16 protein-coding genes are annotated in these 23,423 nt (G+C 67.2%); 5 read left to right on the forward strand and 11 right to left on the reverse strand.

Going from position 1 to position 23,423, the window contains the following annotated elements:
- Positions 1–28: 28 nt before the first annotated feature.
- From QZ471_RS10380 to QZ471_RS10395, 4 genes are all read right to left on the reverse strand, one after another.
- Positions 29–2,029 carry a methyl-accepting chemotaxis protein gene (locus QZ471_RS10380; RefSeq protein WP_295463361.1) on the reverse strand — a complete coding sequence of 667 codons (2,001 nt, stop codon included), beginning with the start codon at positions 2,027–2,029 and terminating at the stop codon, positions 29–31.
- A gap of 196 nt (positions 2,030–2,225) precedes the next feature.
- Complete coding sequence (locus QZ471_RS10385; RefSeq protein ID WP_295463363.1) at positions 2,226–2,975, reverse strand: carbon-nitrogen hydrolase family protein; 750 nt, start codon at positions 2,973–2,975, stop codon at positions 2,226–2,228.
- Positions 2,976–3,155: 180 nt separating this feature from the next.
- The gene (bglX, locus tag QZ471_RS10390) at positions 3,156–5,435 is read right to left on the reverse strand and encodes a beta-glucosidase BglX (RefSeq protein WP_295463365.1); all 2,280 of its coding nucleotides are present in this window, start codon (positions 5,433–5,435) and stop codon (positions 3,156–3,158) included.
- Between the two features lie 134 nt (positions 5,436–5,569).
- The gene (locus tag QZ471_RS10395; RefSeq protein ID WP_295463366.1) at positions 5,570–6,847 is read right to left on the reverse strand and encodes a glucarate dehydratase family protein; all 1,278 of its coding nucleotides are present in this window, start codon (positions 6,845–6,847) and stop codon (positions 5,570–5,572) included.
- A 182-nt stretch (positions 6,848–7,029) separates the two neighbouring features.
- On the opposite strand from QZ471_RS10395, the gene QZ471_RS10400 reads away from it, so the two are divergent.
- Complete coding sequence (locus QZ471_RS10400) at positions 7,030–8,691, forward strand: VRR-NUC domain-containing protein (RefSeq protein ID WP_295463368.1); 1,662 nt, start codon at positions 7,030–7,032, stop codon at positions 8,689–8,691.
- Positions 8,688–10,961: an ATP-dependent DNA helicase gene (locus tag QZ471_RS10405; protein ID WP_295463370.1), complete on the forward strand. Its 2,274-nt coding sequence runs from the start codon at positions 8,688–8,690 to the stop codon at positions 10,959–10,961. The genes QZ471_RS10400 and QZ471_RS10405 overlap by 4 nt, the downstream gene beginning before the upstream one ends.
- 149 nt (positions 10,962–11,110) lie before the next feature.
- Here QZ471_RS10405 and QZ471_RS10410 read toward each other — a convergent pair whose 3' ends face one another.
- Entirely contained in the window at positions 11,111–11,494 is a 384-nt protein-coding gene (locus QZ471_RS10410) for a glyoxalase superfamily protein (protein WP_295463372.1), read from the reverse strand.
- Positions 11,495–11,725: 231 nt separating this feature from the next.
- On the opposite strand from QZ471_RS10410, the gene QZ471_RS10415 reads away from it, so the two are divergent.
- Positions 11,726–13,360, forward strand: a complete 1,635-nt coding sequence (locus QZ471_RS10415) for a glucan biosynthesis protein D (protein WP_295463374.1) — start codon at positions 11,726–11,728, stop codon at positions 13,358–13,360.
- A 105-nt stretch (positions 13,361–13,465) separates the two neighbouring features.
- On the opposite strand, the gene QZ471_RS10420 is transcribed toward QZ471_RS10415, so the two are convergent.
- From QZ471_RS10420 to QZ471_RS10440, 5 genes are all read right to left on the reverse strand, one after another.
- A complete protein-coding gene (locus QZ471_RS10420; RefSeq protein ID WP_295463376.1) occupies positions 13,466–14,200 on the reverse strand; it encodes a GGDEF domain-containing protein in 735 nt (244 codons plus the stop codon).
- Complete coding sequence (locus QZ471_RS10425; protein WP_295463378.1) at positions 14,197–14,586, reverse strand: DUF1987 domain-containing protein; 390 nt, start codon at positions 14,584–14,586, stop codon at positions 14,197–14,199. Before QZ471_RS10425 ends, QZ471_RS10420 begins: the two co-directional genes overlap by 4 nt.
- A 16-nt stretch (positions 14,587–14,602) precedes the next feature.
- A complete protein-coding gene (locus tag QZ471_RS10430; protein ID WP_295463380.1) occupies positions 14,603–15,166 on the reverse strand; it encodes a SiaB family protein kinase in 564 nt (187 codons plus the stop codon).
- Positions 15,163–16,398, reverse strand: coding sequence for a SpoIIE family protein phosphatase (locus tag QZ471_RS10435; RefSeq protein WP_295463382.1), 1,236 nt, complete (start codon positions 16,396–16,398; stop codon positions 15,163–15,165). Before QZ471_RS10435 ends, QZ471_RS10430 begins: the two co-directional genes overlap by 4 nt.
- A gap of 120 nt (positions 16,399–16,518) precedes the next feature.
- Positions 16,519–18,660: a polysaccharide biosynthesis tyrosine autokinase gene (locus tag QZ471_RS10440; RefSeq protein ID WP_295463384.1), complete on the reverse strand. Its 2,142-nt coding sequence runs from the start codon at positions 18,658–18,660 to the stop codon at positions 16,519–16,521.
- A gap of 530 nt (positions 18,661–19,190) precedes the next feature.
- Between QZ471_RS10440 and QZ471_RS10445 the strand changes: the two genes are divergently transcribed.
- Complete coding sequence (locus tag QZ471_RS10445; protein ID WP_295463386.1) at positions 19,191–20,771, forward strand: hypothetical protein; 1,581 nt, start codon at positions 19,191–19,193, stop codon at positions 20,769–20,771.
- A gap of 37 nt (positions 20,772–20,808) precedes the next feature.
- The gene (locus QZ471_RS10450) at positions 20,809–22,080 is read left to right on the forward strand and encodes a hypothetical protein (RefSeq protein WP_295463387.1); all 1,272 of its coding nucleotides are present in this window, start codon (positions 20,809–20,811) and stop codon (positions 22,078–22,080) included.
- Here the strand turns inward: QZ471_RS10450 and QZ471_RS10455 are convergent.
- The gene (locus tag QZ471_RS10455; protein WP_295463389.1) at positions 22,077–23,288 is read right to left on the reverse strand and encodes a YeeE/YedE family protein; all 1,212 of its coding nucleotides are present in this window, start codon (positions 23,286–23,288) and stop codon (positions 22,077–22,079) included. The two genes, QZ471_RS10450 and QZ471_RS10455, sit on opposite strands and share 4 nt — an antisense overlap.
- Between the last annotated feature and the right edge of the window lie 135 nt (positions 23,289–23,423).

The raw sequence follows: 23,423 nt of genomic DNA on the forward strand, positions 1-23,423 counted from the left end.
CCGGCTTTTTCATGTTGCGGCGTTCGGGTCACTTCACCCGGAAGCGGCGCACCACGGCGATCAGCTGTTCGTTGGACGACTGGACCGCGGCGGTACTCTCGGCGGTGCGGTTGCCGCTGGTGACCAGGTCCTCGACGATGTGGCGCACGGCGACCATGTTCTGGTTGATCTCCCCGGCCACCACGCTCTGCTGTTCGGCGGCCGCGGCGATCTGGGTCGAGAGGTCGCTGATGCGCACCACCGAACCGCTCATCTCGTCCAGGCCTTCGGTGACCTCGCGGGTGCGCTCTGCAGTGCTCTGGCAACTGGCCTTGGTCATTTCCATGGCCGCGACCGCGGAACTCACCCCCTGCTGCAACCGGTTGAGCATCTCGTTGATCTCGGCGGTGCTCTGCTGGGTACGGCCGGCCAGGGCGCGGACCTCGTCGGCCACCACCGCGAAGCCGCGACCCTGTTCGCCGGCGCGGGCCGCCTCGATGGCGGCGTTGAGCGCCAGCAGGTTGGTCTGACCGGCAATCCCGCCGATCACCCCGAGCACGTCGTTGATGCGCTGGGCATCGCTTTGCATGGCCTGCACCTTGAGGGTGGCGTCTTCCACCTGGTCGACCAGGGCGAACACACTGGCGGACGCCTGCTGCACCACGGCGCGGGAACGCTCGGCCTGGCCATTGGCGGCCTGGGTGAGAGATGCGGTGTCCCCGGCGCTGCGCGCTACGGAGTCGGAGGTGGCGCTCATCTCGGTGATGGCGGTCACCGCCTGATCGGTCTCGCTGGCGTGGCGCGCGAGGATGGCGCCGTTCTGCTGGGCCTGGCCATGGAGTTGCTTGAGGCCGGTATCGATGCGATCGGTGGCGTCGCCGACCTCGCCGATCAGCCGCTGCAGGTAGGCGATGAAGCCGTTCACCGCACCGGCCACCGCATCCACCTCGTCCTTGCCATTCACCGGCACGCGGCGGGTCAGGTCGGCATCACCGGCGGACAGCGATTCGATGTTGCGCTGCAACATGCCCAGGCGACCCATCAGCTTGCCCAGGGCCAGCACCATGATTGCCACCAGCAGCAGGACCAGGGGTAACTGGATGGCCGCCAGGGTCTTGAGGATGCTGGTGTTGGTAGCGCCCAGCAGGGCGGTCGGCAGCGCCGTGGCCAACAGCCAGGGCGTACCGGCCAGCGGTTGCAGGAAGAAGGTGTGCGGGGTGCCGTGCTCGTCGATGTAGGCGTCCCGGACCAGGGCATCACCGCGCAGCTTGCCGAGATTCTGCTGGATGGCGGCGACGAAGGGCGAACGGGCGGCGTAGGCCGAGACGTTGTTCAGGACCTGCGAATCGCCCAGCTCGGTGAGGTTGCTGAGGATCTTGCCATCGGCCTCGACGATCATCATGTCGGTGTCGTCGAGTTCCTTGCGCAACTGGTCCACCAGGGGGTTGAAGAAACCCAGGGTGAGGTCGATGGTCGCCACGCCGAAGGCCTTGCCATCGCGCTGGATGGCCATGGCGCAGTTGGTGCGCGGCTGGGCGCTGGCGGCGTCCTTGTAGGCGGCGGCCCAGACGCACTGCCCGGCGGGGGCCTTGAGGCCGGCCTGGAACCAGGGCTGCTCCCAATAGTTTAGCGATTCGGGCGAGTTCCAGTGGGTGTTGACGATCAGCTTGCCGCTGGCATCGCGGTGGTAGAAGGTGCTGAACTTGTCGCGACCCTGCTCGCGCTGGTTCGGCAACGGCCAGATCCCGCCGCCGAACACCTTGGCGTCGCCGTACTGGTCCACCAGGCCGGGCAGCACCTTGTCGATGCCCGCGCTGTCCAGCAGCGGTACGGCCTGGGTGATGGCGCGCTGTTGCGCCTGGATCTGGTTGAGTTCGCGATAGATGCGCGTCCCTATCTCATTGACCCGGGTCAGCACCGCGGACTCGCCCGCGGCGACCAGGTCCGGGGTGACCCAGAGGCGGATGCCGACGATGGTGGCGAGTACGGTCGCGCCGATGAAGCCGAGGAAGATCAGGGTGTAACGAGTCCGGATGGTGGCCAGGGCCATGGTGTCGCTCCTTCAAATACAGCGTCGTCCACGCTGCGAGAAGCATCCTTTGGAATTGTCTGAAACGAGGATGTTAGAGACTTATCGGCGTTAAAAGTGTGACCTTTAGCCGCAGAGGTGACGGGATACCGTTGGCGAAAAAGGGTCGCGCCGTGACCCGCTGGCCAGGTCGCGTACCGCTCGGTGCTGGTAGGGTTCAGAGTGGCAAGGCGCGTTGTTCGCCCTGCCAATTCTTGCCCTCCAGACGGGCGATCAGCAGGAGATCACCGGCACCCGGCGCCGCCACCAGGCATTGGCCGTCGGCCAGCCAGAAGGCACTGCGCCCCACGCAGGCGTAGCCACCGGTCGGGGCATGGTGATTGGCCAGGAGTACCGGAAACCCCAGCTCCCGGGCATGGGCCGCCAGGCGGGCGCTGTCGGCGGGATAGCCGGTTGGCCCGATCACTGCCGAGACCAGGTAGACGTCGGCGCCCTGGGCCCGGGCTGCCTCGGCGTGGGCGCGGTGATTGCTGTCGGCGCAGATGGCCAGGGCGCAGTTCAGGCCATTCACCGGCAACAGGCCGCCGCCGGTGCCGGCCGAGAAGGGTGGTGCCTCGCCCGGATGCAGATACTGCTTGGTGTGTACCCGGCAACTGCCGTCGGCGCCCAGGATCAAGGCGCCGATATGCAGGCCGGCGGGGCTGCGCACGGGAGCACCGACGATGGCCGTGAGTCGCGCTGCGCGGCAGGCGTCGCGCAATGGCTGCAGGCGAGCATCGGCCGGGTCCAGCGTCAGCGTCTCGGCTAGGCTGGGTTCGTAGCCGGTCAGGGACAGCTCGGGAAACAGCAGCAGATCCACCCCTGCCTCGGCCGCCGCGGCGATGAAGTCCAGATGGATGCGCAGATTGGCGGTGAGGTCCCCGGCGATCGAGGCGGATTGGGCGGCGGCGAGGGTCAGGGTCGGCATCTTGGATTCCTTGAATGGGGTCTCCCTCACCCCGGCCCTCTCCCAAGGGGAGAGGGGGCGTCAAGGTCGGCCCCGTAGCGTGGAAAACCGCGCAGCGTTTTCCACTGGGGTACTCGGGCAGGGCGTTCTTCACCCCGATCTTCTCCGAAGGAGAGGGGGGCAAAGCGGTGGGCCCGGCCCTTACAGCAGGGTGAAGCTCCCCTCACGCACCCGCTCCGAATCCAGGCCGACCATCACCTTGAATTCGCCCGGCTCCGAGACCAGCTTGAGGTCGTTGTTGTAGAAGCGCAGGTCCGCCTCGGTGATGGGGAAGTCCAGCTCGCGACTCTCGCCCGGTTGCAGCATCACCTTCTGGAAACCCTTGAGCTCCTTGACCGGACGGGCCAGGGAGGCGGTCACGTCGTGCAGATAGAGCTGCACCACGGTGGCGCCGGCGCGGTCGCCGGTGTTCTTCACCGTGACCCTGGCGGTGAGGGTCTCGCCCTTCTTCAGGGTGGCGCTGGACAGCTGCGGCGCCGAGACGTCGAAGGAGGTGTAGCTCAGGCCGTAGCCGAAGGGGTAGAGCGGGCCGTTGACGATATCGAAGTAGCGCGAGGTGTACTTGTTCGGCTTGGCCGCATCGAAGGGCCGGCCGCTGCTCAGGTGGTTGTAGTACAGCGGCACCTGGCCCACTTCGCGGGGGAAGGTCATGGTCAGCTTGCCCGAGGGGTTGTAGTCGCCGAACAGCACATCGGCCACGGCATTGCCGCCCTCGGTGCCGGGGAACCAGGCTTCCAGCAGGGCATTGGCCTGCTCCTGTTCCCATTCCAGGGCCAGCGGGCGGCCGTTCATCAAGACCAGCACCAGCGGTTTGCCGGTGGCCTTGAGCGCCTTGATCAGATCGCGCTGGGTGTCGGGCACGCTGATGCGCGCGCGGCTGGAGGCTTCGTGGGCCATGCCCTGGGATTCGCCTACCACCGCCACCACCACGTCAGCCTGACGCGCGGCGGCCACCGCCTCGGCGATCATGTCGCCGGCGCTGCGAGTGTCCACGGCCACCGCCGGTTCGTAGGAATTGAGATAGGCCAGCACATCACGGTCGGCCAGCAGGTTGGCGCCCTTGGCATAGAGTACCTTGCCCTGGCCGGCCACGGCGTTCTCCAGACCGCGGCGGATGGACACCGCCTGGGCGGACACACCGGCGGCGGACCAGTTGCCCATGACGTCGCGCTGGCTGTCGGCCAGCGGCCCGACCACCGCCAGGGTGGCGCCCTTGCGCAGCGGCAGCACGGCCTTCTCGTTCTTCAGCAGCACCAGGCTCTCGCGGGCCACCTGGCGGGCCTCGGTACGGTGCAGGCGGGATTCGGCGTTGGTGTCCGCCGGGTCCTGGCCCTGCAGCCGGCGATAGGGATCCTCGAACAGGCCCAGGCGGTACTTGGTCAGCAGCATGTCGCGCACGGCCTGGTCGATCTCGGCCTGGGTGACCTTGCCGGCCGCCAGCAGGGCGGGCAGCTGCTTGCCGTAGACGTCGTCGTGCATGTTCAGCTCGACGCCGGCCTTGAGCGCCTGCTCGGCGGCGTCGCGGGTGTCCTTGGCCACGCCGTGCAGCACCAGCTCGTTGATGGCGCCGTGGTCGCTGATCAGCAGACCTTTGTAGTTCCAGTCCTTGCGCAGCAGATCCTGCAGCAGCCAGCGATTGGCCGTGGCCGGGACGCCGTTGATGCTGTTCAGCGCCACCATCACCGCCCCGGCACCGGCCTCGGCGGCAGCGCGATAGGGCGGCAGGTAGTCCTGCATGAGTCGCTGCGGACTCATGTCGACATTGCTGTAGTCGCGTCCGGCTTCCACGGCGCCGTAGCCGCCGAAGTGCTTGATACTGGCCATCAGGCTGTCGGGGGCGCGCAGGTCGTTGCCCTGGTAGGCCCGCACCAGGGTGGCGCCGATGCGGGAGGTGAGCCAGGTATCCTCGCCGAAGGTTTCCGAGGCGCGGCCCCAGCGCGGTTCGCGGGTCACGTCGACGGTGGGCGAGAAGGTCAGGTTGAGGCCGTCCGCAGCAGCCTCGAGGGCCGAGATCCGCCCGCTGGTGGCGATGGCGTCGAGATTCCAGGTGCTGGCCAGACCCAGGTTGATGGGGAAGATGGTGCGCATGCCGTGGATGACGTCATAGGCGTAGAACAGCGGGATCTTCAGGCGGCTGTTGGCGACCTGGTCCTGCATCTGGCGGATGTCGGGGCGGGTCACGGTGTTGAACATGGCGCCCACCTTGCCGGCACGGATGTCCGCCATGATGGCTTCCTTGGGGTAGTCCGGCCCCACGCTCACCAGGTTGAGCTGGCCGATCTTCTCCTCCAGGGTCATCTTCGCCAGCAGGGCGTCGACGTAGGCGCGCGCCGGATCGGCGTCCTGCGCCGTGGCGAAGGTGACGGTGGCGGCCAATCCCAGGCCGAGCATGAGTGCGGTGAGGCGTGGTGCGTTCAACATCTTCCCCGGATTCCCTGTAGGTCTTTTCTCGTTGTTCTGGCACGGCGGTGCGCCGCCGATTGTACAGGGCGAAAAGGTGGGAAGCGGAGCCGTCGACGGCCGGTGCGGGGCCGGTCGTCAGGGGCACCGGGCGGCTAGAAACGGGGCTTGCGGGTTTCCCAGTCCGGCTGGTACTTGCGCATCTGGCGCACATCGTCGCGGCTGCGGATGTCGATGGCGAGGAATTGTTCATGCAGCTTGGCGAGCTGGTCATGATCGAGCTCCACGCCCAGGCCGGGGGCATCGGTAATGGCGACGCAGCCGTTCCTGATCGGCAGCTTGCCGCCCTGGATGACTTCCTCGTCCGCTTCCTGCCAGGGGTAGTGGGTGTCGCAGGCATAGGCCAGATTGGGCACCGCGGCGGCCACGTGAGTCATGGCCATGAGGCTGATGCCCAGGTGAGAGTTGGAGTGCATGGAGACGCCCAGGCCAAAGGTGTCGCACATCCGCGCGAGGATCTGGGTATCCCTGAGACCGCCCCAGTAGTGGTGGTCGGCGAGCACGATCTGCACGCTGTTCTGGGCCACGCTGCGGCGGAATTCGTCGAAGTCGGTGACCACCATGTTGGTGGCCAGGGGAATGCCGGTGCGCCGGTGTAGTTCGGCCATGCCGTCCAGGCCCGGGGTCGGGTCTTCGTAGTACTGCAGATCGTCCTTCAGTACTTCGGCGATGCGCAGGGACGTTTCCAGCGACCAGTTGCCGTTGGGATCGATGCGCAGCGGCGCTTCCGGAAAGGCCTGGCGTAGCGCCTTGATGCAGGCCGCCTCGTGATCCGGACCGAGCAGGGTGCCGGCCTTGAGCTTGATGCTCTGGAAGCCGTGCTCCTCGATCATCCGCGCCGCCTGGGCCACCACCTGCTCGGGGCTGATGGCTTCGCCCCAGCGATCGGGCGGGTAGGGCGCATCGATGTGCTCGGCGTACTTGAGGAACAGATAGGCGCTGAAGGGTACCTCGCGGCGCACCGCACCGCCGAGCAATTCGACCAGGGGAATGCCCAGGGAGCGCGCCTGCAGGTCGAGAAAGGCCACTTCGAAGGCGGAATAGGCGTTGGCCACCTGCTTGCTCGGATGGGAGCCAGGCGCCAGTTCGGCACCAGCCACCACGCCACCGGCGAGGCCGGCGACGGTCTCCACCACCCGGGCGCGCAGGCCATTGAGGTCCCAGGCGGAGAGGCCGATCAGGCTGCTTTCCATGGCTTTCAGCACTGCCAGCACCGGGGCATCGCCGTAGCTTTCGCCGAGGCCGATGTGGCCGTTGTCGCCTTCCACCTCGATGATGGACCTCAGGGCATAGGGTTCGTGGATGCCGCTGGCGTTGAGCAGCGGGGCATCGCGAAAGGCGATGGGGGTGACGGTGATGCGTTTGATCTTCACGCTCAGACTCCTGGACTTGTCGTTATGGTGGTCTTTGTCAGTCATCGTATGACTAGAAGTCGGGATGTTCAACCGAAAGAAATGCCACGCTTCCCGGCAGACGACCGCGCATCGCATCAGGCTTGCCCACGTCGAATCGGGCTGGATAAATAGCCAGCCGATCACCTCGTCCTCCGCTTCGCATGAAAGCTCCACTCGAAGACCCTCTCTACTATCTGCACAACTTCCAGCGGGTACTGGACTGGGTCGCCCTGCGCTATCCCGATCTGCTCGACGACCGCGAGCAGGCCTTCATCGCCGCCTTCGCCGAGCTGCCGCAGCCCTCGCGGGCTCTGCTGGTGCGCCTGGTGATGCGCAAGGGCGAGGTGTTCCGTGCCAGCAAGCTGGTCTATGGCGAGATCGGCTGCCCCCGCGCCGCGGCGAGTCCGCTGGTGGAGCTCGGCTGGCTGCTGGCCGATCCGGAATTGCACCTGATCGAGCTCTTCGCCCTGCTGCGCAAGGAAGAGCTGCTCGGTTGTTTCGGCAGTCGTTTGCCCAAGACGGGCCGCAAGGAAGACTGGCTGGCCCATCTGGAGGGCCAGCAGACCGCGCCCCTGGCCTTCAGCGGCTGGGCCGGGACGGTGCCCGAGCTGGTGGCGGAGGGTGTCTGGCGATTGACGCTGATGGATCTCTGCGACCGTCTGCGCCTGCTGTTCTTCGGCAATCTGCATCAGGACTGGACCGACTTCGTGCTGGCCGACCTGGGTATCTTTCAGTACGAGACGGTGGCCTTCAGCGCCGAATCCCGTGCCTTCGGCCAGCGCCACGAGGTGGACGCCTACCTCCACATCCAGCGCTGCCGCCAGGCGTTGCGCGATGGCCTGTCGGCCGCCGAGCTGCTACCGCTGCTGCCCGCCGAACGCTTCGCCAACACCTGGCTGGAATTGCGCCGCGGCAAGCTGCTCCACGAACTGGCACAGCATCACGAACGCCTCGGCGAACTGGCCCAGGCCCAGGCGCTCTATGCCGCCTCGGCGCACCCCGAGTCGCGCATCCGTGCCCTGCGCATGCTCGAACGCCTGGAGGACTGGCCCGCCGCCCAGGTGCTGGCGGAAGCCATCGCCGCCGCCCCGGCCCATGACGCCGAGCGTCAGCAGGTGGCGCGCATCCTGCCGCGGCTGGTGCGCAAGCAGGGCGGCCCGCCCAACAAACGCCGTCCGGTCAGTACTGTGGAGCGCCTCGATTTCGAACTGGTCAACGACGGCCTGCGCCGGGTGGAGTGGCTGGTGCGCGAGCACCTGGGCCGCGACGAGGCGCCGGTGCACTATGTGGAAAACACCCTGCTCACCAGCCTGTTCGGGCTGCTGTGCTGGGACGCCATCTTCCTCGCCATCCCCGGCGCCTTCTTCCACCCCTATCAGCGCGAGCCGGCCGACCTGCGCCTGCCGGGCTTTCGTGAGCGACGGGCCGAAGCCTTCGCCGCCTGCCTGGCGCGACTGGAAGACGGCTCCTATCCGGCGGTGATCCGCGAGCGCTTCGCCGGCAAGCGCGGCCTGGCCTCGCCCTTCGTCGCCTGGGGCATCTTGAGCAGCGAACTGCTCGACCAGGCCCTGGCCTGCCTGCCGGCGCAGCATCTGCGGCTGTGCTTCGAGCGCCTGCTGGAAGACCCGGACAACAACCGCACCGGCTTGCCCGACCTGATCCAATTCTGGCCGGCGGAAGGGCGCTACCGGATGATCGAGGTCAAGGGCCCGGGCGACCGCTTGCAGGACAACCAGCGCCGCTGGCTGGACTTCTTTGCCGCCCATGACATTCCGGTGAGCGTCTGCCATGTGCAGTGGCAGGCCGCCGCGACGCCCGCATGAGCTATCGCATCGCCGTTCGCGCCCTCTGCGAATTCACCGCCAAGGCCGGCGACCTGGACCTGAGGTTCACCCCGTCGCCCACCGCCCTGGAGGGCATCGAAGGGCATCAGCGGGTGGCGGCGCGGCGCGGACCCGACTACGAGCGCGAGGTCAGCCTCCAGGGCGACTTCGAGGACCTGCAGGTGCGTGGCCGTGCCGACGGTTTCGACGCCGTCGCCCAGCGCCTGGAAGAGATCAAGACCCACAGGGGCAGCCTGGAACGCCAGCCGGGCAATCACCGCCACCTGCACTGGGCCCAGGCCAAGGTCTATGGCCATCTGCTTTGCCAGAGCCGCGAGCTGTCGGAGCTGACCCTGGCGCTGGTCTATTTCGACATCGGCACGGGCACCGAGACCGTCTTCACCGAAGAATGGACGGCAGCCGACCTGGCCGCGCACTTCGAATTGCAGTGCTCGCGCTTTCTCGCCTGGGCGCGCCAGGAGCTGGCCCATCGCGCCGCCCGGGATACCGCCCTGGCGACCCTGGCCTTTCCCCATGCCGACTTTCGCCACGGCCAGCGGCCCCTGGCGGAAGCCGTCTACAAGGCCGCCAGCGTTGGCTGCTGCCTCTTGGCCCAGGCGCCTACCGGCATTGGCAAGACGGTGGGCACCCTGTTCCCGCTGCTCAAGGCCATGCCGCGGCAGCAACTGGATCGATTGTTCTTTCTCGCCGCCAAGACCCCTGGCCGTGCCCTGGCCCTGCATGGCCTGGAGTCCCTGGCCGCCCCGGTACGGGTGCTGGAGCTGGTGGCACGGGACAAGGCCTGCGAGCACCCGGAACTGGCCTGCCATGGCGAGTCCTGCCCGCTGGCGCGCGGCTTCTATGACCGCCTGCCGGCCGCGCGTGCCGCCGCCCTGGCCGAACCCACGCAGCTGACCCGGGCGCGGGTGCGGGAGACGGCCCTGGCCCATGAGGTCTGCCCTTATTACCTGGCCCAGGAACTGGCGCGCTGGAGCGACGTGGTGGTTGGCGACTACAACTATTACTTCGACGGCAGCGCCATGCTCCACGCCCTGGCCCAGACCCAGGAGTGGCGGGTCGGGGTGCTGGTGGACGAAGCCCACAACCTGCTCGACCGCGCCCGTGGGATGTACAGCGCCAGCCTCGACCAGCGCCGCCTGGCCGCCGGCCGAGCCGTGGCGCCCCCGGCCATCGCCAAGGGCCTGCAGGCGCTCAATCGCGAATGGAGTCGACTGCACAAGGAGCAGGTGGCCGACTACCAGGTGCAGCCGGAATTGCCCGCCGCCTTCCTCACCGCCCTGCAACGGGTGGTGGGCCTGCTCACCGAGCATTTCGGCGAATCCGGGCAGCCGCCGGCGCCGGAGCTGCAGACGCTGTTCTTCGACCTGCTGCAGTTCATGCGCCTGGGCGAGACCTTCGGCGATCACTCGCTGTTCGACGTCACCCTGCTCAAGGGCCGCGGCAAGACGCAGTCGCAACTCAATCTGCGCAACCTGGTGCCGGCGCCCTTCGTCGGTCCGCGGCTGGCGGCGGCCCATAGCTGCACCCTGTTCTCCGCCACCCTGACGCCGGCGCATTTCCACCGTGATCTGCTCGGGGTGCCGGCCGGCAGTGCCTGGGTCGACGTCGCCTCGCCCTTCGCCGCCGAGCAGCTGGAGGTGCGCCTGGTGCGGCTCTCCACCCGCTACGCCGACCGCGCCGCCTCCCGCGCGCCCATCGCGGCCCTGATCGCGGCGCGCTATCGCCAGCGACCGGGCAACTACCTGGCCTTCTTCAGCAGCTTCGACTATCTCGATCAGGTGGCCGAAGCCCTCGCCGAGCGGGCCCCCGAGGTGCCCCAGTGGCGCCAGTCCCGCGGCATGGACGAAGCCGCCCGCCAGGCCTTTCTCGAGCGCTTCCAGGCCGATGGCCGCGGCATAGGTTTCGCCGTGCTCGGCGGCAGCTTCGGCGAGGGCATCGACCTGCCCGGCGACCGCCTGATCGGCGCCTTCGTCGCCACCCTCGGCCTGCCCCAGCTCAATCCGGTCAACGAGCAGCTGCGCCAGCGCCTGCAACGGCGCTTCGGCGACGGCTATCGCTACGCCTATCTCTACCCGGGCCTGCAGAAGGTCATCCAGGCCGCTGGCCGGGTGATCCGCACCGTGCAGGATCGCGGCTGCCTCTACTTGATCGACGATAGGTTCACCCAACCCGAGGTCAAGGCGCTGCTGCCGAGCTGGTGGCAGGTGGAGGAGGGCGCGGTGCCCCTGTTGGAGCCTGTGCTGGCTTGAACCTGGATCGTGGCCATGGCGGTTGCATAGGCTGATCGCAGCCATGCCGGTGCACCTTGGCGACCGCTCTGGCTTGGACTATCGCGGCCATGGGCCGCTCCTACAAAAGCCTCATCCCCTGTAGGAGCGGCCCATGGCCGCGATCACCATTAGGCCTTCGGCGTCTCCTCACAGAACCTCAATCGATTACCGAACGGATCGGCGATCTCCATCACCAGGCCCCAGGGCAATTCCTCGACACCCGGACGGGCAAAGCCGTAGTTCTTGGCCAGCAGCTCGGTCTGGAAGGCGCGGATGCCGGTCATCCGCACGAAGACCGTCGAGCCTGGGCAGGCGTCGCCGTGGTGGCCGGACAGGTGCAGGCGCAGGCCCTGGCGTTCGACTTCGGCGTAGAGCGGCAGCCTCGGTTCGAAGCGATGCTCCCAGACCAGGCGGAAACCGAGGAAGTGGCAGTAGAATTCGTGCGCCTTTTCGTCATCGAAGATGCGCAGGATGGGGCTGGGTTGCCCGAAGGCGATGGCGGCATTGGCCATGAGGGTCTCCACGGAAGCGTCAAAGGGATGTCGATGATGCGCTTTCCAGGATGCCCGGCCACCCGAACTGTGATCCGGAAAGCTTTGGTAACCCTCCTGGCAGGCCAGAGCGTGCGCTAGGCTGCAGTTCACCGGTGCGATGGCGAACCTATCCGGGTATCGTGCATTCTTTTTCCTTTCTGGCGGTTCGGCTGGGCCGAATCTTTCATCCTTAGTGACCAAGGTTGATCCATGCAGCGTAGACACCTGCTCAAAGCGTCCCTGGCCCTGGCGGCCTATACCGGCATTCCCTCCACCGGGCTGTTCGCCCTCCAAGCCTTCGCCAATCCGGCCGATGGCGATGGCCAGGCCTTCGATTACGACTGGCTCAAGCAGCACGCCAAGGACCTGGCCGGCCAGGCCTACCAGCCGACCGCCCAGAAGCTGCCCGACACCCTGGCGAACATGACCCCCCAGCAGTTCAACGCCATCGGCTACGATGCCCAGCATTCGCTCTGGCACGACCTCAAGGGCCAACTGGACATCCAGTTCTTCCACGTCGGCATGGGCTTCAAGACCCCGGTGCGCATGTACTCGGTGGACCCCAAGACCAAGCAGGCCAAGGAAGTCCACTTCCGTCCCGAACTGTTCAGCTACAACAACAGCGGTGTCGACCAGGGCCAGCTCAAGGGCGACCTGGGCTTCGCCGGCTTCAAGCTGTTCAAGGCGCCGCACCTGGCGCAGTACGACATCGTCTCCTTCCTCGGTGCCAGCTACTTCCGCGCGGTGGACAAGACCCGCCAGTACGGCCTGTCGGCCCGCGGCCTGGCGATCGACACCTATGCCGATCGCCCTGAGGAATTCCCTGACTTCACCAAGTTCTGGTTCGTCACCCCGAGCAAGAACAGCACCCGCTTCGTGGTCTATGCGCTGCTGGATTCGCCCAGCGCCACCGGTGCCTATCGCTTCGACATCGACTGCCTGAACGACCGGGTGGTGATGGAAGTGGACGCCAACGTCAACGCTCGCCGCGACATCAAGCAGCTGGGCATCGCGCCCATGACCAGCATGTTCAGCTGCGGCACCTACGAGCGCCAGACCTGCACCACCTACCACCCGCAGATCCATGACTCGGATCGCCTGTCCATGTGGAAGGGCAACGGCGAGTGGATCTGCCGGCCGTTGAACAATCCGCCCAAGCTGCAGTTCAACGCCTTCAAGGACGACAGCCCCAAGGGCTTCGGCTTGGTGCAGACCGATCACGAGTTCGAGAGCTACCAGGACGTCATGGTGCGCTACGACCGGCGGCCGAGCCTGTGGGTCGAGCCCACCACCGCCTGGGGCGAGGGCGCCATCCAGTTGCTGGAGATCCCCACCACCGGCGAGACGCTGGATAACATCGTGGCCTTCTGGGCTCCGGCGGAGACCATCACCGCCGGCAAGTCGCTGAACTACGGCTACAAGCTGCACTGGAGCGCGCTGCCGCCGGTGAGCACGCCGCTGGCACGGGTCTATGCCACCCGTTCCGGCATCGGCGGCTTCCCCGAGGGCTGGGCGCCGGGCGAGCACTGGCCCAAGGTCTGGGCACGGCGCTTCGCCCTGGACTTCAACGGCGGCGGTCTGTCGTTCCTGCCCGAGGGCACCGGCATCGAGCCGGTGGTGACCGTTTCGGACGGCAAGGTGCAGGATTTCCACGTGCTGAAGATCGACGAGATCGGCGGCTACCGGGTCATCTTCGACTGGTATCCCACCAGCGACAGCACCGAGCCGGTGGCGATGCGCGCCTTCATCCGCACCCAGGACCGCGCCCTGAGCGAGACCTGGCTCTACCAGTACTTCCCGCCGGCAGCGGACAAGCGTCGCTATCCGGACTGGAAACAGTCCTGATCTGACCGCCAGCTGCCCAGCCGCCGCTGCACCCTCGCCGGGGCAGCGGCGGTTTTGCTTGAGGAAGGCGGCGAAGACGCGCTGGGCCGAAAGTCCAGCGCGCCCCTAGTCGGCCAGGATCACGCGATTGCGGCCGCCGCGCTTGGCCTGGTAGAGGGCGGCGTCGGCCAGGCTATAGGCGATGTCGAAGGCGGTGCCCGGGGTGTTCAGGCTGAGGCCGAAGCTGGCGGTCACCGGTGCCGGTCCCGCATTGTCCGTGGCGATGCGCTGGCGTAGGCGTTCGGCCACGACCAGCGCCTCGTCGCGAGGGCAGGCCGGCAGCAGCACGGTGAATTCCTCGCCGCCCACCCGGCCGACGATAGCCGGCTCCTGGACGATCTCCTGCAGGCAGCGGGCGATGGCCTGGATGACCGTGTCCCCCACGGGATGGCCGAATTCGTCGTTGATGCGTTTGAAGTGATCGATGTCCAGCACGATCATGGCGCCGCCGGACTGGCGCAGGAGGCGCCCGGCATGCTCGATCACCGCGCCCCGGTTGAACACCCCGGTGAGGGCGTCGTGGCTGGCCCGGTATTCCAACTGCTGCGTAAGGGTCTGCAATTGCTGGTTCAGGGCATTCATCTCGCGCTCGGCGCGGTCGCTGCGGGCGATCAACCGCCGTGTCTCGCGCATCAGCCGCTCGAAGTGCAGGCTAAGCTCACCCAGCGCCGCCCGGTAGCTCTCGCCCGAGCTGTCGCCGTTCGCATACAGGGCGCGGGCCGCCTGCAGGACCGCGGCTTCCTGCTCGAACAGGTCGGGCCCGACGCTAGCCGGGTCGTAGCGTCGGGCGCTGGCGGTCATGCCGGCAGCTCGGGGTGTTCGACGAACACCAGGGCCTCGAAGTCCAGCCGTAGCTCTTCGCCGAACTCCTGGATGGTCTCGTCCTCGGCGTCGTAATACCAGTGCAGCTCCACGACGTTGCCGGCCTGGGCTGCCTGGTCGAGGGCGTCGAACAGGGTGAACAGCATCTTGGTGCTGGAGCTGTTGAAATAGGCCAGGGCGACATGCACCAGGATGGTGGCGCCTTGTCGTTGCTCCAGATAGGCGCGCAGGCGCTCGATCACCGGCAGATAGAAGGCGGCGGCATTCTCGGGAAAGGATTCTCCCTTGAGCCAGAGCACGTCTTCGGCGAAGCGAAAATCCACTTCCGGCGACGTGGGCGTGGGAGCGATGAACACGGTGTCCATACGAGGTTGGCCCTGATCAGATGGTGGCTTTCAGGCAGAACAGGGTGATGCCCGCGTCCTGCGTGGAAGGATGGAAGGCGAATTCCAGCGGCGCGCTGGCATCCCGGGCCATGGTCAGGAAGCCGAGCCCGGCGCCCTTGCTGTCGGCTGGGGTCTCGGCGCGCAGGGATTCGCGATAGGCCTGCTTGATCTGCTCCAGCGACATACTGCGCAGCGGCTCCAGGCGGTCGCGCAGGGCGTCCACCTTGTCGCTGGCGATGGGATTGGCACAGAGCATCTGGTAATGGCCGTCCTGGCGGGTGATACAGACCGAGCCCTGTCCCAGCTTGGCGTCTTCGGGAGGCTCCGTGGGCAAGGCATCCGCCGAATAGTGCAGGACGTTCTGTGACAATTCGATGAAAGAGGAGAACAGCTTGCGTCTAGTGGTACCGCTGACCCCCTCGAATTCCAGTTGCAGCTTCACCACCTCGGCCATGGCGGCGACGATGCCGTGGGAGAAGTAGCCGAGGTGATAGAAGATGACGTGTTGCTGCTGGGCGATCTCGAGGAAGGCGCCGTCCTGCGCGAAGGATTTCATCATGTCAGCGAGGCCACGCGAATGCAGAGGAAGGTGAGGTCGTCCCGGCGTAGCTCATCGCCTTGCCAGGTGGCGAGGTCCTCGCTCAGCTGCTGGCAGAGCGTAGCGGTGGGCAGGTGGCGCGAGTCGACCAGCCGGGTCAGGGCGCGCCGCTTGCCGAAGGAGGTCCGGCGCGGGCCGCCGATCTGATCGACCAGACCGTCGGTGGTGGCGAACAGCAGGCTGCCCGGTTGCAGGGGCAGGGTGGTGGCCTGCCAGCTCTGATCGGCAGGGCTGTCGGCATAGCCGAGACCGATGCGCAGCGGCGCCAGGGTCAACACCGTGGCGTCGTCGGGCGGCAGCACATGCAGTGCCAGGCGCGCGCCGGCATAGGTCAGCAGATGGTCGCGCCGATCTACCCAGAAGCAGGCGATGTCCAGGCCGTCATTGGATTCCGACAGGTCGCCGGACTGGCCGAGCATGGCCTTGACGCTGACATTGATCGCCGCCAGCAGGGCGGACGGATCGCGCGGCCCCAACTGTTGCAGCGCCTGGGTCAGGGAGGCGGAGGCGATCATGGTCATGAAGGCACCCGGCACGCCGTGACCGGTGCAGTCGGCGATGGCGCCGAACCAGCCGTCCTGGTACTGGGCGAAGTGATAGAAGTCGCCACCGACCACGTCACGCGGCTGCCAGACCAGGGTGGCGTCCTGTTCCATGATCGCCAGGGCCTCGCGGGAGCTACGCAGCATGGCCCGCTGGATCACGCTGGCGTACTCGATGCTGTACATGATCTGGCGATTCTTCTCGGCCTGCAGATCGGCGACGATGCGCATCAGCTGCACGCCCAGGCCGAGGCCGGCGAAGCGTCCCTCGCGGGTGACGATGAAGCCATCGGCCAGGGCCTTCTCGCCCACCTCGACGGTCCGCCGGGTGAGTTCCTCGATGGACAGCCCGGCGTCTACCACCAGCGGCTCCTTGTCCATGAAGGCGATGCAGCTCTTGCGGTCGTAGACTTCCCGGTGATACGGCTTGCTCATCTGCGAGAGGAAGATGTCGCGATTGATGAGGCCGATCGGCCGGTCGTGCTCGATCACCGCGAGGCTGGTGATCTCGCGCCTCTCGTTGAACAGGTCCATGACCATGGCGTTGGTGTGCTCGGCCTCGACCGCCGGCCAGGAGGTACACAGATCGATGGCGCAGCGCTGGCTGGGACGCGAGGCAGCGCGGGAGGCTTGCAGGGGAGCGGACGACATCTGTTCGAATCCGTTCGGGAGGTCAAGCCAGCCTAGAGACTCTGTGTTGAGCTTTGATGACAAAATGTGGCAAGACGCCATCACGGGCAGAGCCCCTGTGGCGTCAGGCCAGCGCTGCGCTCAGCCGGTCAGGACGCCCAGCGTGCCGCGGGCGAAGGGGGTCGGGGGCACGGCGTTGAGCACGGCACCCTGCAGTACCAGGCCGCTGTGGGCGAACTGCCGCTGGGTGGCCTCAATCTCCTTGGCGGTGTTGCAGCCATGACGGGTCACCAGCAGCGCGGTGCTGGCCTGGGCGGCCAGCAGCACCGCATCGGTCACCGCCAGCACCGGGGGGGTGTCGAGGATGATCAGATCGTAGTGGTGCTGCAATTCGCGCAGCAGTTCGGTGCAGCGCGGGCTCATCAGCAATTCGGCCGGATTGGGCGGCCGGGTGCCGCCCACCAGGCAGTCCAGCTCGGGCAGGCCGGTCGGCTGGATCGCCTCTTCGGCGGTCGCCAGGCCGGCCAGCACATCGGCCAGTCCCGGTCGGCGGGGCAGTTGCAGGCGCCGATGCAGCCGTCCGCGGCGCAGGTCGGCGTCCACCAGCAGGACCCGCGTTCCCCCGTCCGCCAGCACCCGGGCCAGTTGCAGGGCCACCGTCGACTTGCCCGCGGCCGGGCTGGCGCTGGTGATCAGCAGCAGGTCGTTGCGGGCCTCGGTGCGGGTGAAGGCGAGACTGGTACGCAGGGTGCGCAGCGCCTCCTGGTAGCTGGAGTCGGATGCTGTCTGCCAGCCACCCAGCTCGCGGCGCGTGGCCAGCGGCAGTGACGCCAGCAGTGGCAGGCCCAGGCGCTCCAGAGCGTCGGCGTCCTCGATGCCGCGCTCCAGGCTGGCGCGCAGATAGACCCAGGCGCCACCGGCCAGGCAGCCGAAGAGCAGGGCGCTGAGTACGAGCAGCGGCTTCTTGGGATAGACCGGGGCGGTCTGCACATAGGCATCGTCGATGATGCGGACGTCGCTCACCGTGCCGGCGCGGACCACCGACAGTTCCTGGATGCGCTTGCTCATCAGCGCATAGAGCTTGTCCGCCGCCTCTACCTCGCGTTGCCGCCGCAGCAGTTCCTGCTGGGTTTCCGGCAGCTTGCCGAGCCGGCGTTGCAGCACCTGGCGCTGCTGGTTCAGCACCTGACGCCGGGCCAGCAGGGTCTGATAGAGCGGGTGGGTGGGGGTGAAGCGCAGGGCCAGACCCAGGCGTTCCACTTCCAGGGCCGAGAGCTGGGCATCGAGGTCCACCGCCTGGCGCAACAGGCTGCGCGCCTCTTCGCCGATGGCGATGGAGCCCTGGCGGCGCTGGTAGGCATCCAGGGCCTGGCGCCCATCGGCCAGGCGCTGGCTCACCTGCGGCAGCTCATGGCGCAGGAAGGCCAGTTGCTGGGTGGATTCATCGGCGTTGCGGGCCACGTCCTGGCGGACGTAGGCCTCGACGATGCCTTGCAGGATCCGTTGCACCCGGCCGGGATCGCTGTCCTGCAACTGGATCGACAGGATACCGGAGCGCTTGCCGCGCTCGCTGACGTTGAGGCGGTCCTGCAGCGCCTGGACGGCCACCTCGCGGCGTTGCTTGACCAGGATGAACTCGGTACCCGGATAGGCGCGCAACTGGGCGATGTCCAGGCGCAGGGCGCCGGCGCTGGCCGGTTGGCCCAGGCGGCCCTCTAGCAACTGCGTCCCCTGGGCATCGCTGAGCACGAAGCGATCCGGCGCCTCCGCCCGCAGGGTCAGCCGTTGGCCGTAGAGGGCGTCGGGCACCGCCAGGCTGGCGATCTTGAGGCGCTCGCCGCCCCAGCCGTAGTGGCCGAGGCCGAAGCGGGCGGTGGCGATGTCGGTGCTGCCCGCTTCGTGACGGCGAGCCAGCCAGTCGCCGAGCAGCGGCAGGCGCCGCGGCGTGACGCTCAGATCCAGCCCCAGGGCATCCACCACCTCACCTACCACGCGGCGCGAGGTCAGCAACTGCATCTCGGTGATGGCTTCCGGCGGTGGCAGGGGACGGCCGTTGTCCGCCTCGTCCAGCCGCACGATGCCGCGCTGGTACTCGATCTGTACCGTCGCCACCGCCTGGTAGCGCGGCGCGGCGAACTGGGCGTAGGCCATGCCGGCCAGGGTGCAGACCGCCACCCAAGCGAGCAGGCTGCGGCGATGGCGCCAGAGGGCCGCGCAATAGCGGGCGAAGCCGATGTCCGCGGCGGCAGGGGCGGCGGGTAGAGCCTGGTGCGACATGTCCATGCAGGGTCGGGCCTTGGGCGGGTACGGTGAGGACAACCGTCGCGGCCGACGCCTGCCCGAGGGCATTGGCGGTCGGCAAACCGGGGTCGAAATCTGCACACCAGACAGGGCACGACTGGAAACGCCAGGCGCTGGATCGGCGATCTGCGCCTTGTCGGCTGGGTGCTACTTCGACTCTAAGCGAAAGCAAAGGCCAAAAGTGTGACTGCCCGTGCAGAACGAGACGCCTGCCGTCTTGGCAGCGTCAAGGTGCTAAGGCAGTCTTCTTCGCGACATGACGTAGTCCCCAACGACCGACGATTGCACTCCTCGGCCAAGGGTCTGCGCGTTCCCCGTCATCCCGGCGATGACGTCTCTGTACGGCTTCTTGAATGTAGTCAGTGGTTGAAGCCCGGTTACCCGCTCGCATGGCCCTTGGCCGGCGCCTGCGGTTTTGCACCGGTTGTACCAGGCCCGCGGATGGCGGTGCCCTGGTCCTTCACTGCCCTGGACGGCGTTCTCGACTACACGGCTGTCAGGAGACAGGAACGATGAGCGTGTTATCCGGCGTCACCCATACCGGCGTCCAGGCCCGGCGGTTGCCCTTCTGGCTGGGCGGCCTGGCGGTCGTCCTGCTGCTACTGGTCGCGCTGCTCTGGCGGTTGCCGGATTTCCGCGACGGCGTCGGCGCCCAGAATCTGGAAGCCAGTTACCACGTGGTGCTCAGTCTCAAGGCGCTGGACGAATCCGGTGTCGCCCAGCACTGGTGGCTGCCCACCGTGACCCTGGGTGGCAGCCACGACAAGCAGGTGTCCTGGGGCGCCACCATCCCCACCCGCACGGGTGACTACGTCTATACCAGCTTCAGCAGCTACGGCTTTCTCGCGCCCTACCTGGGGCTGAAGGCGGCGGGTCTGTCGCCTTCGTTGCACAGTCTCGCGCTGTTCAACGCCGCCCTCGGTGCCCTGACGGCACTGCTGCTGTTTCGCCTGCTGTACCTGGTTCTGCGGCGCAACGCGGCCAGTCGTGCTTTGGCCGCCACGGCGGCGACGCTAGGTTGTCTGCTGGCCGTATTCAGTCGTGAGGCGCTGCTTTCCCAGGGGTTGCTGTACTGGGTGCAGAGTTTCTATCAGGTGCTGCTGCTGGCTGGGCTGCTGACCTTCTTCCACTATCTCGAAGCGCCGGAAGGCCGCCAGCGGACGCGCCTCGGCTGGCTGCTGGCCGCCCTGGTCTGCTTCGGCGCCCTGACCGAGTGGACCGGCTATGTGTTCGGCGGTGGTCTGGCCGCGCTGTTCTGGTTGCAGCGCCGGCAGTTGCCGGACGGCCAGCGCCTGGCCTGGCGGCTGGCTTTCGCCACCGCGCTGGCCGGCGTGCTGATCCTGTTGCACTACAGCCTGGCCGCCGGCCTGCTGCCGACCCTCAAGGCCTTCGCTCGCCGCTTTCTCGCCCGCAGCCCGAACAACGCCCATCTGGCCGATTTCTTCGCCGGCTACGGCCTGTCGTTTGGCCTGTTCCTCGCCGCCGTGGCCATCGCCGGCGGCGTACTGCTGTGGCAGCGGCGCCGCCTGAACTGGCCGCGCAGCACGGTCCTGCTGCTGGTCGCCGCCAGTGTGCCGCTACTGGAAAACCTGCTGTTGCTGCAGCACGCCACCCAGTTCTCCTTCGACCGCCTCAAGTTCATCTTCCCGGCCGCGCTGGTGCTCGTCCTGGCGTTCCGCGCGCTCAACAACGGTGGCCGTGCCCTGCTCGCCGGTCTGCTGGTGGTGGCCGCGGTGCAGAATGCCCAGACCTATCGCAACGACCTGGCCACCTACGCCGGCTGGGGCGCCGTCGACCGGCAGAACCAAGCGCTGGCCAATCTGGTGCGTGGCCAGGTGGACGTCAGCTGCACGCTGATTTCCACCGATATGACGGTACGGGGCTACGGCAGCCTGCTGTTCCACCGCAGCATCCATGAGCTGCAGCGCCAACCGCTGGACTACCGCGGCGAGCAGGGCGCCTGCGCTGGCCTCTATCTGCAAGGGCGAGACTTCCGCGTCGATCTGCCGGAGTACACCCGCGCCCGCCTGAGCCTGGCGGACGGCCGCCAACTGACCTACGCCAAGGTGGGGGGCGACTGGCGCCAGCTATGAGTTTTCTTTCCATGACGTTGCAACGAGGAGACCGGGAATGCCGGGTTCGCTGATCAATAGACTGAGTTTTCTGGCCCTGGGCGGCCTGATGGTCCTGCAGTTCGGCGTGTTCGAGCAGAGTCCCACCAACCCGGTGGGCATTCGCTACGTAGGCGAGCTGTACCTGGCGATCTGCCTGGGTTTCTTCGCGCTCTTCACCCTGAGCACCTGGCATCGGCCCCAGCGCGACTATCGCCTGCTGATGGCCTTCTGCCTGTTCTCGACGGTGGTGTTTGTCGGCCTGCCGGCGGTGTTCGCCCAGCTGTTCTGGGGGCAACCGCTGTTCTACGGCATCATCGAAGAGCGGCGGGTGCTCTATTGCTTCAGCGCCTTCCTGGTGCTTTACCTGGCCAAGCGGCTGACCGCCGCCCAATTCGAGAATCTGATCATCTTGGTCGGCCTGCTCTCGGCGCTGCTGTGCTGGCTGTCCTACTTCAAGATGCTGCCCGACCTCCGCGAGGAGGTGAAAGACCTGAGCCGTCCCGGCCGGGCCTCCACCGGGGCGGTGGCCATCTTCTTCGGCTATTTCATCTGCATCTACTTCGCCGGCCGCGGCCGGTCCTTCATCGACGGCCAATTGCGCTCCAAGCTGCGGCATGGCGTGCTGGCGCTGTTCTTCCTTGCCACCATCGTGGTGGTGCTGCAAACCCGCCAGCTGATCGTGGTCTGCATGGTGTTCACAATCCTCGCCTTGCGCGCTCGGCTGATCGGGCCGGCGCTGTTCGGCGCCATCGTCATCTCGCCGCTGATCCTCTATCCGCATCTGCTGGAAACCCTTGGCTTCAACCTGGATTTCTATGCGCGCTCGGTGCAGGAGGGGCCCACCGACAACGTCCGGGAGAACACCATCTCCCAGATCATCAATCACCTGCAGCTGTACAACGGCCTACCCAGTGGCAGCCTGAGCCTGATGTGGAACGACGGCTTCAAGCCGATCTTCGGCGACTACTTTTTCCTCTCCGACGTCGGCATCTTCGGCACCGTGTTCCGCTTCGGCTTCCTGTCCATCCTGGTCATTCCCATCGGCCTCGCCGTCCACTACCTGGTGGCCCGCAAGCTGTCGCGGGACCTGGAGTTCACCCTGGCGGTGTTCCTCGCCTTCATGGTCATCTGGCCGCTGCAGGGCCTGTTCGAATACCAGGGCACCGCCGCCTTGCTGTTTGTCATGCAGGCGCTCAAGACCTACCACGGCGCACCCCAGTACGGGGTGGTGACCATGCAGGAGCGTCCGGGAGTGCTGCCAGCCGGGCGCCAGCCGTTACCGGTCTAGCAGCCGGTCAGGCGTTCCACCCGGCGCTCGTCTGGAAAGAAGAAGGGGCGCAGCCGGACGCCGACGCTGTTGCCGGCGAAGGCCGCCACCAGCCACAGCCAGCCGTGCAGGCTGCCCGAGGCGATGCCGCTGAAGTAGGCGCCGATGTTGCAGCCGTAGGCCAGGCGCGCGCCGTAGCCCAGCAGCAGGCCGCCGATGACCGCTGCCACCAGCGAGCGTGCGGGGATACGCAGGCTGGGGGCGAAGCGCCCGGCCAGGCCCGCGGCGACCAGGGCACCGAGTACGATGCCGAGGTTCATCACGCTGGTGACGTCGAACCAGAAGGGCTCGGCCAGCGCCTTGGCATTGGCCGGTTGCTGCCAGAAGGCCCAGCCGGAGACATCCAGGCCCAGCAGGCCGGCACCCTTGGCGCCCCAGAGGGCGAAGGCCGAGGTGATGCCCCAGGGGCGACCGGCCAGGGCCAGGGTGACGAAGTTGAGCAGCGCCAGGGCCACGGCGCCCCACACCAGCGGCCAGGGACCGCGCAGCAGGCGCGCCGCGCCCTGGTGCTCAGTGGGGACCGCGGTTGCCAACTGGCCATGGCGGCGCCATTCCAGTACCACCGAGATCCCGGCGATCAGGGCGAAGGCCGCCAGGCTGACCAGGATGCCGGGCAGCACGCCCAGGCTGGTCACCAGGGAGGTGGGCGGCAGGCTGGGCAGGGCGAACCACCAGCCGAGATGATGGGTGGCGACCACCGAGCCGATGATGAAGAACAGCAGGGTCACCAGCATTCGGGCGTTGCCGCCACCCACGGTGAAGAGCGTGCCGGAGGCGCAGCCGCCGCCCAGTTGCATGCCGATGCCGAACAGGAAGGCGCCGATCACCACCGAGGTGGACAGCGGCGAGACGTTGCCCCGCACCGCCTCACCGAATAGGCTGCCGGCGCCCAGCGCGGGGAAGAACAGCAGCACCGCGACGGCCAGCATCACCATCTGGGCGCGCAGGCCAGCGCCGCGACGATCGCGGATGAATACCCGCCAGGCCGAGGTGAAGCCGAAGGCCGCATGGTAGAGCGTCAAGCCCAGGGCACCGCCGACCAGCAGCAGGAGCGCCTGGCGGCTGCCCACGGTCTGGCCGACGAAGAGTATGCCCAGGGCGAGCAGGAGCGCCGCCCAGAGGGCCGGCCAGGGCAGGCGGGGTGTGGAGAGGGTAGAGGTCTGCTGCATCATCTTTCCAGTAGCTTCGAACTAAAGTCCGACTATTTTAGTCGGGCTTGCAGCCGGTGCCCACCGGTCAGATCCCGGTGGTTGAATGAATCCCTTACAAGCTTATAGCTCTTGGTTATAACCTTGGCTGAGCGG

It is taken from the genome of uncultured Pseudomonas sp., from assembly GCF_913774235.1.
Taxonomy (GTDB): Bacteria; Pseudomonadota; Gammaproteobacteria; order Pseudomonadales; family Pseudomonadaceae; genus Chryseomonas.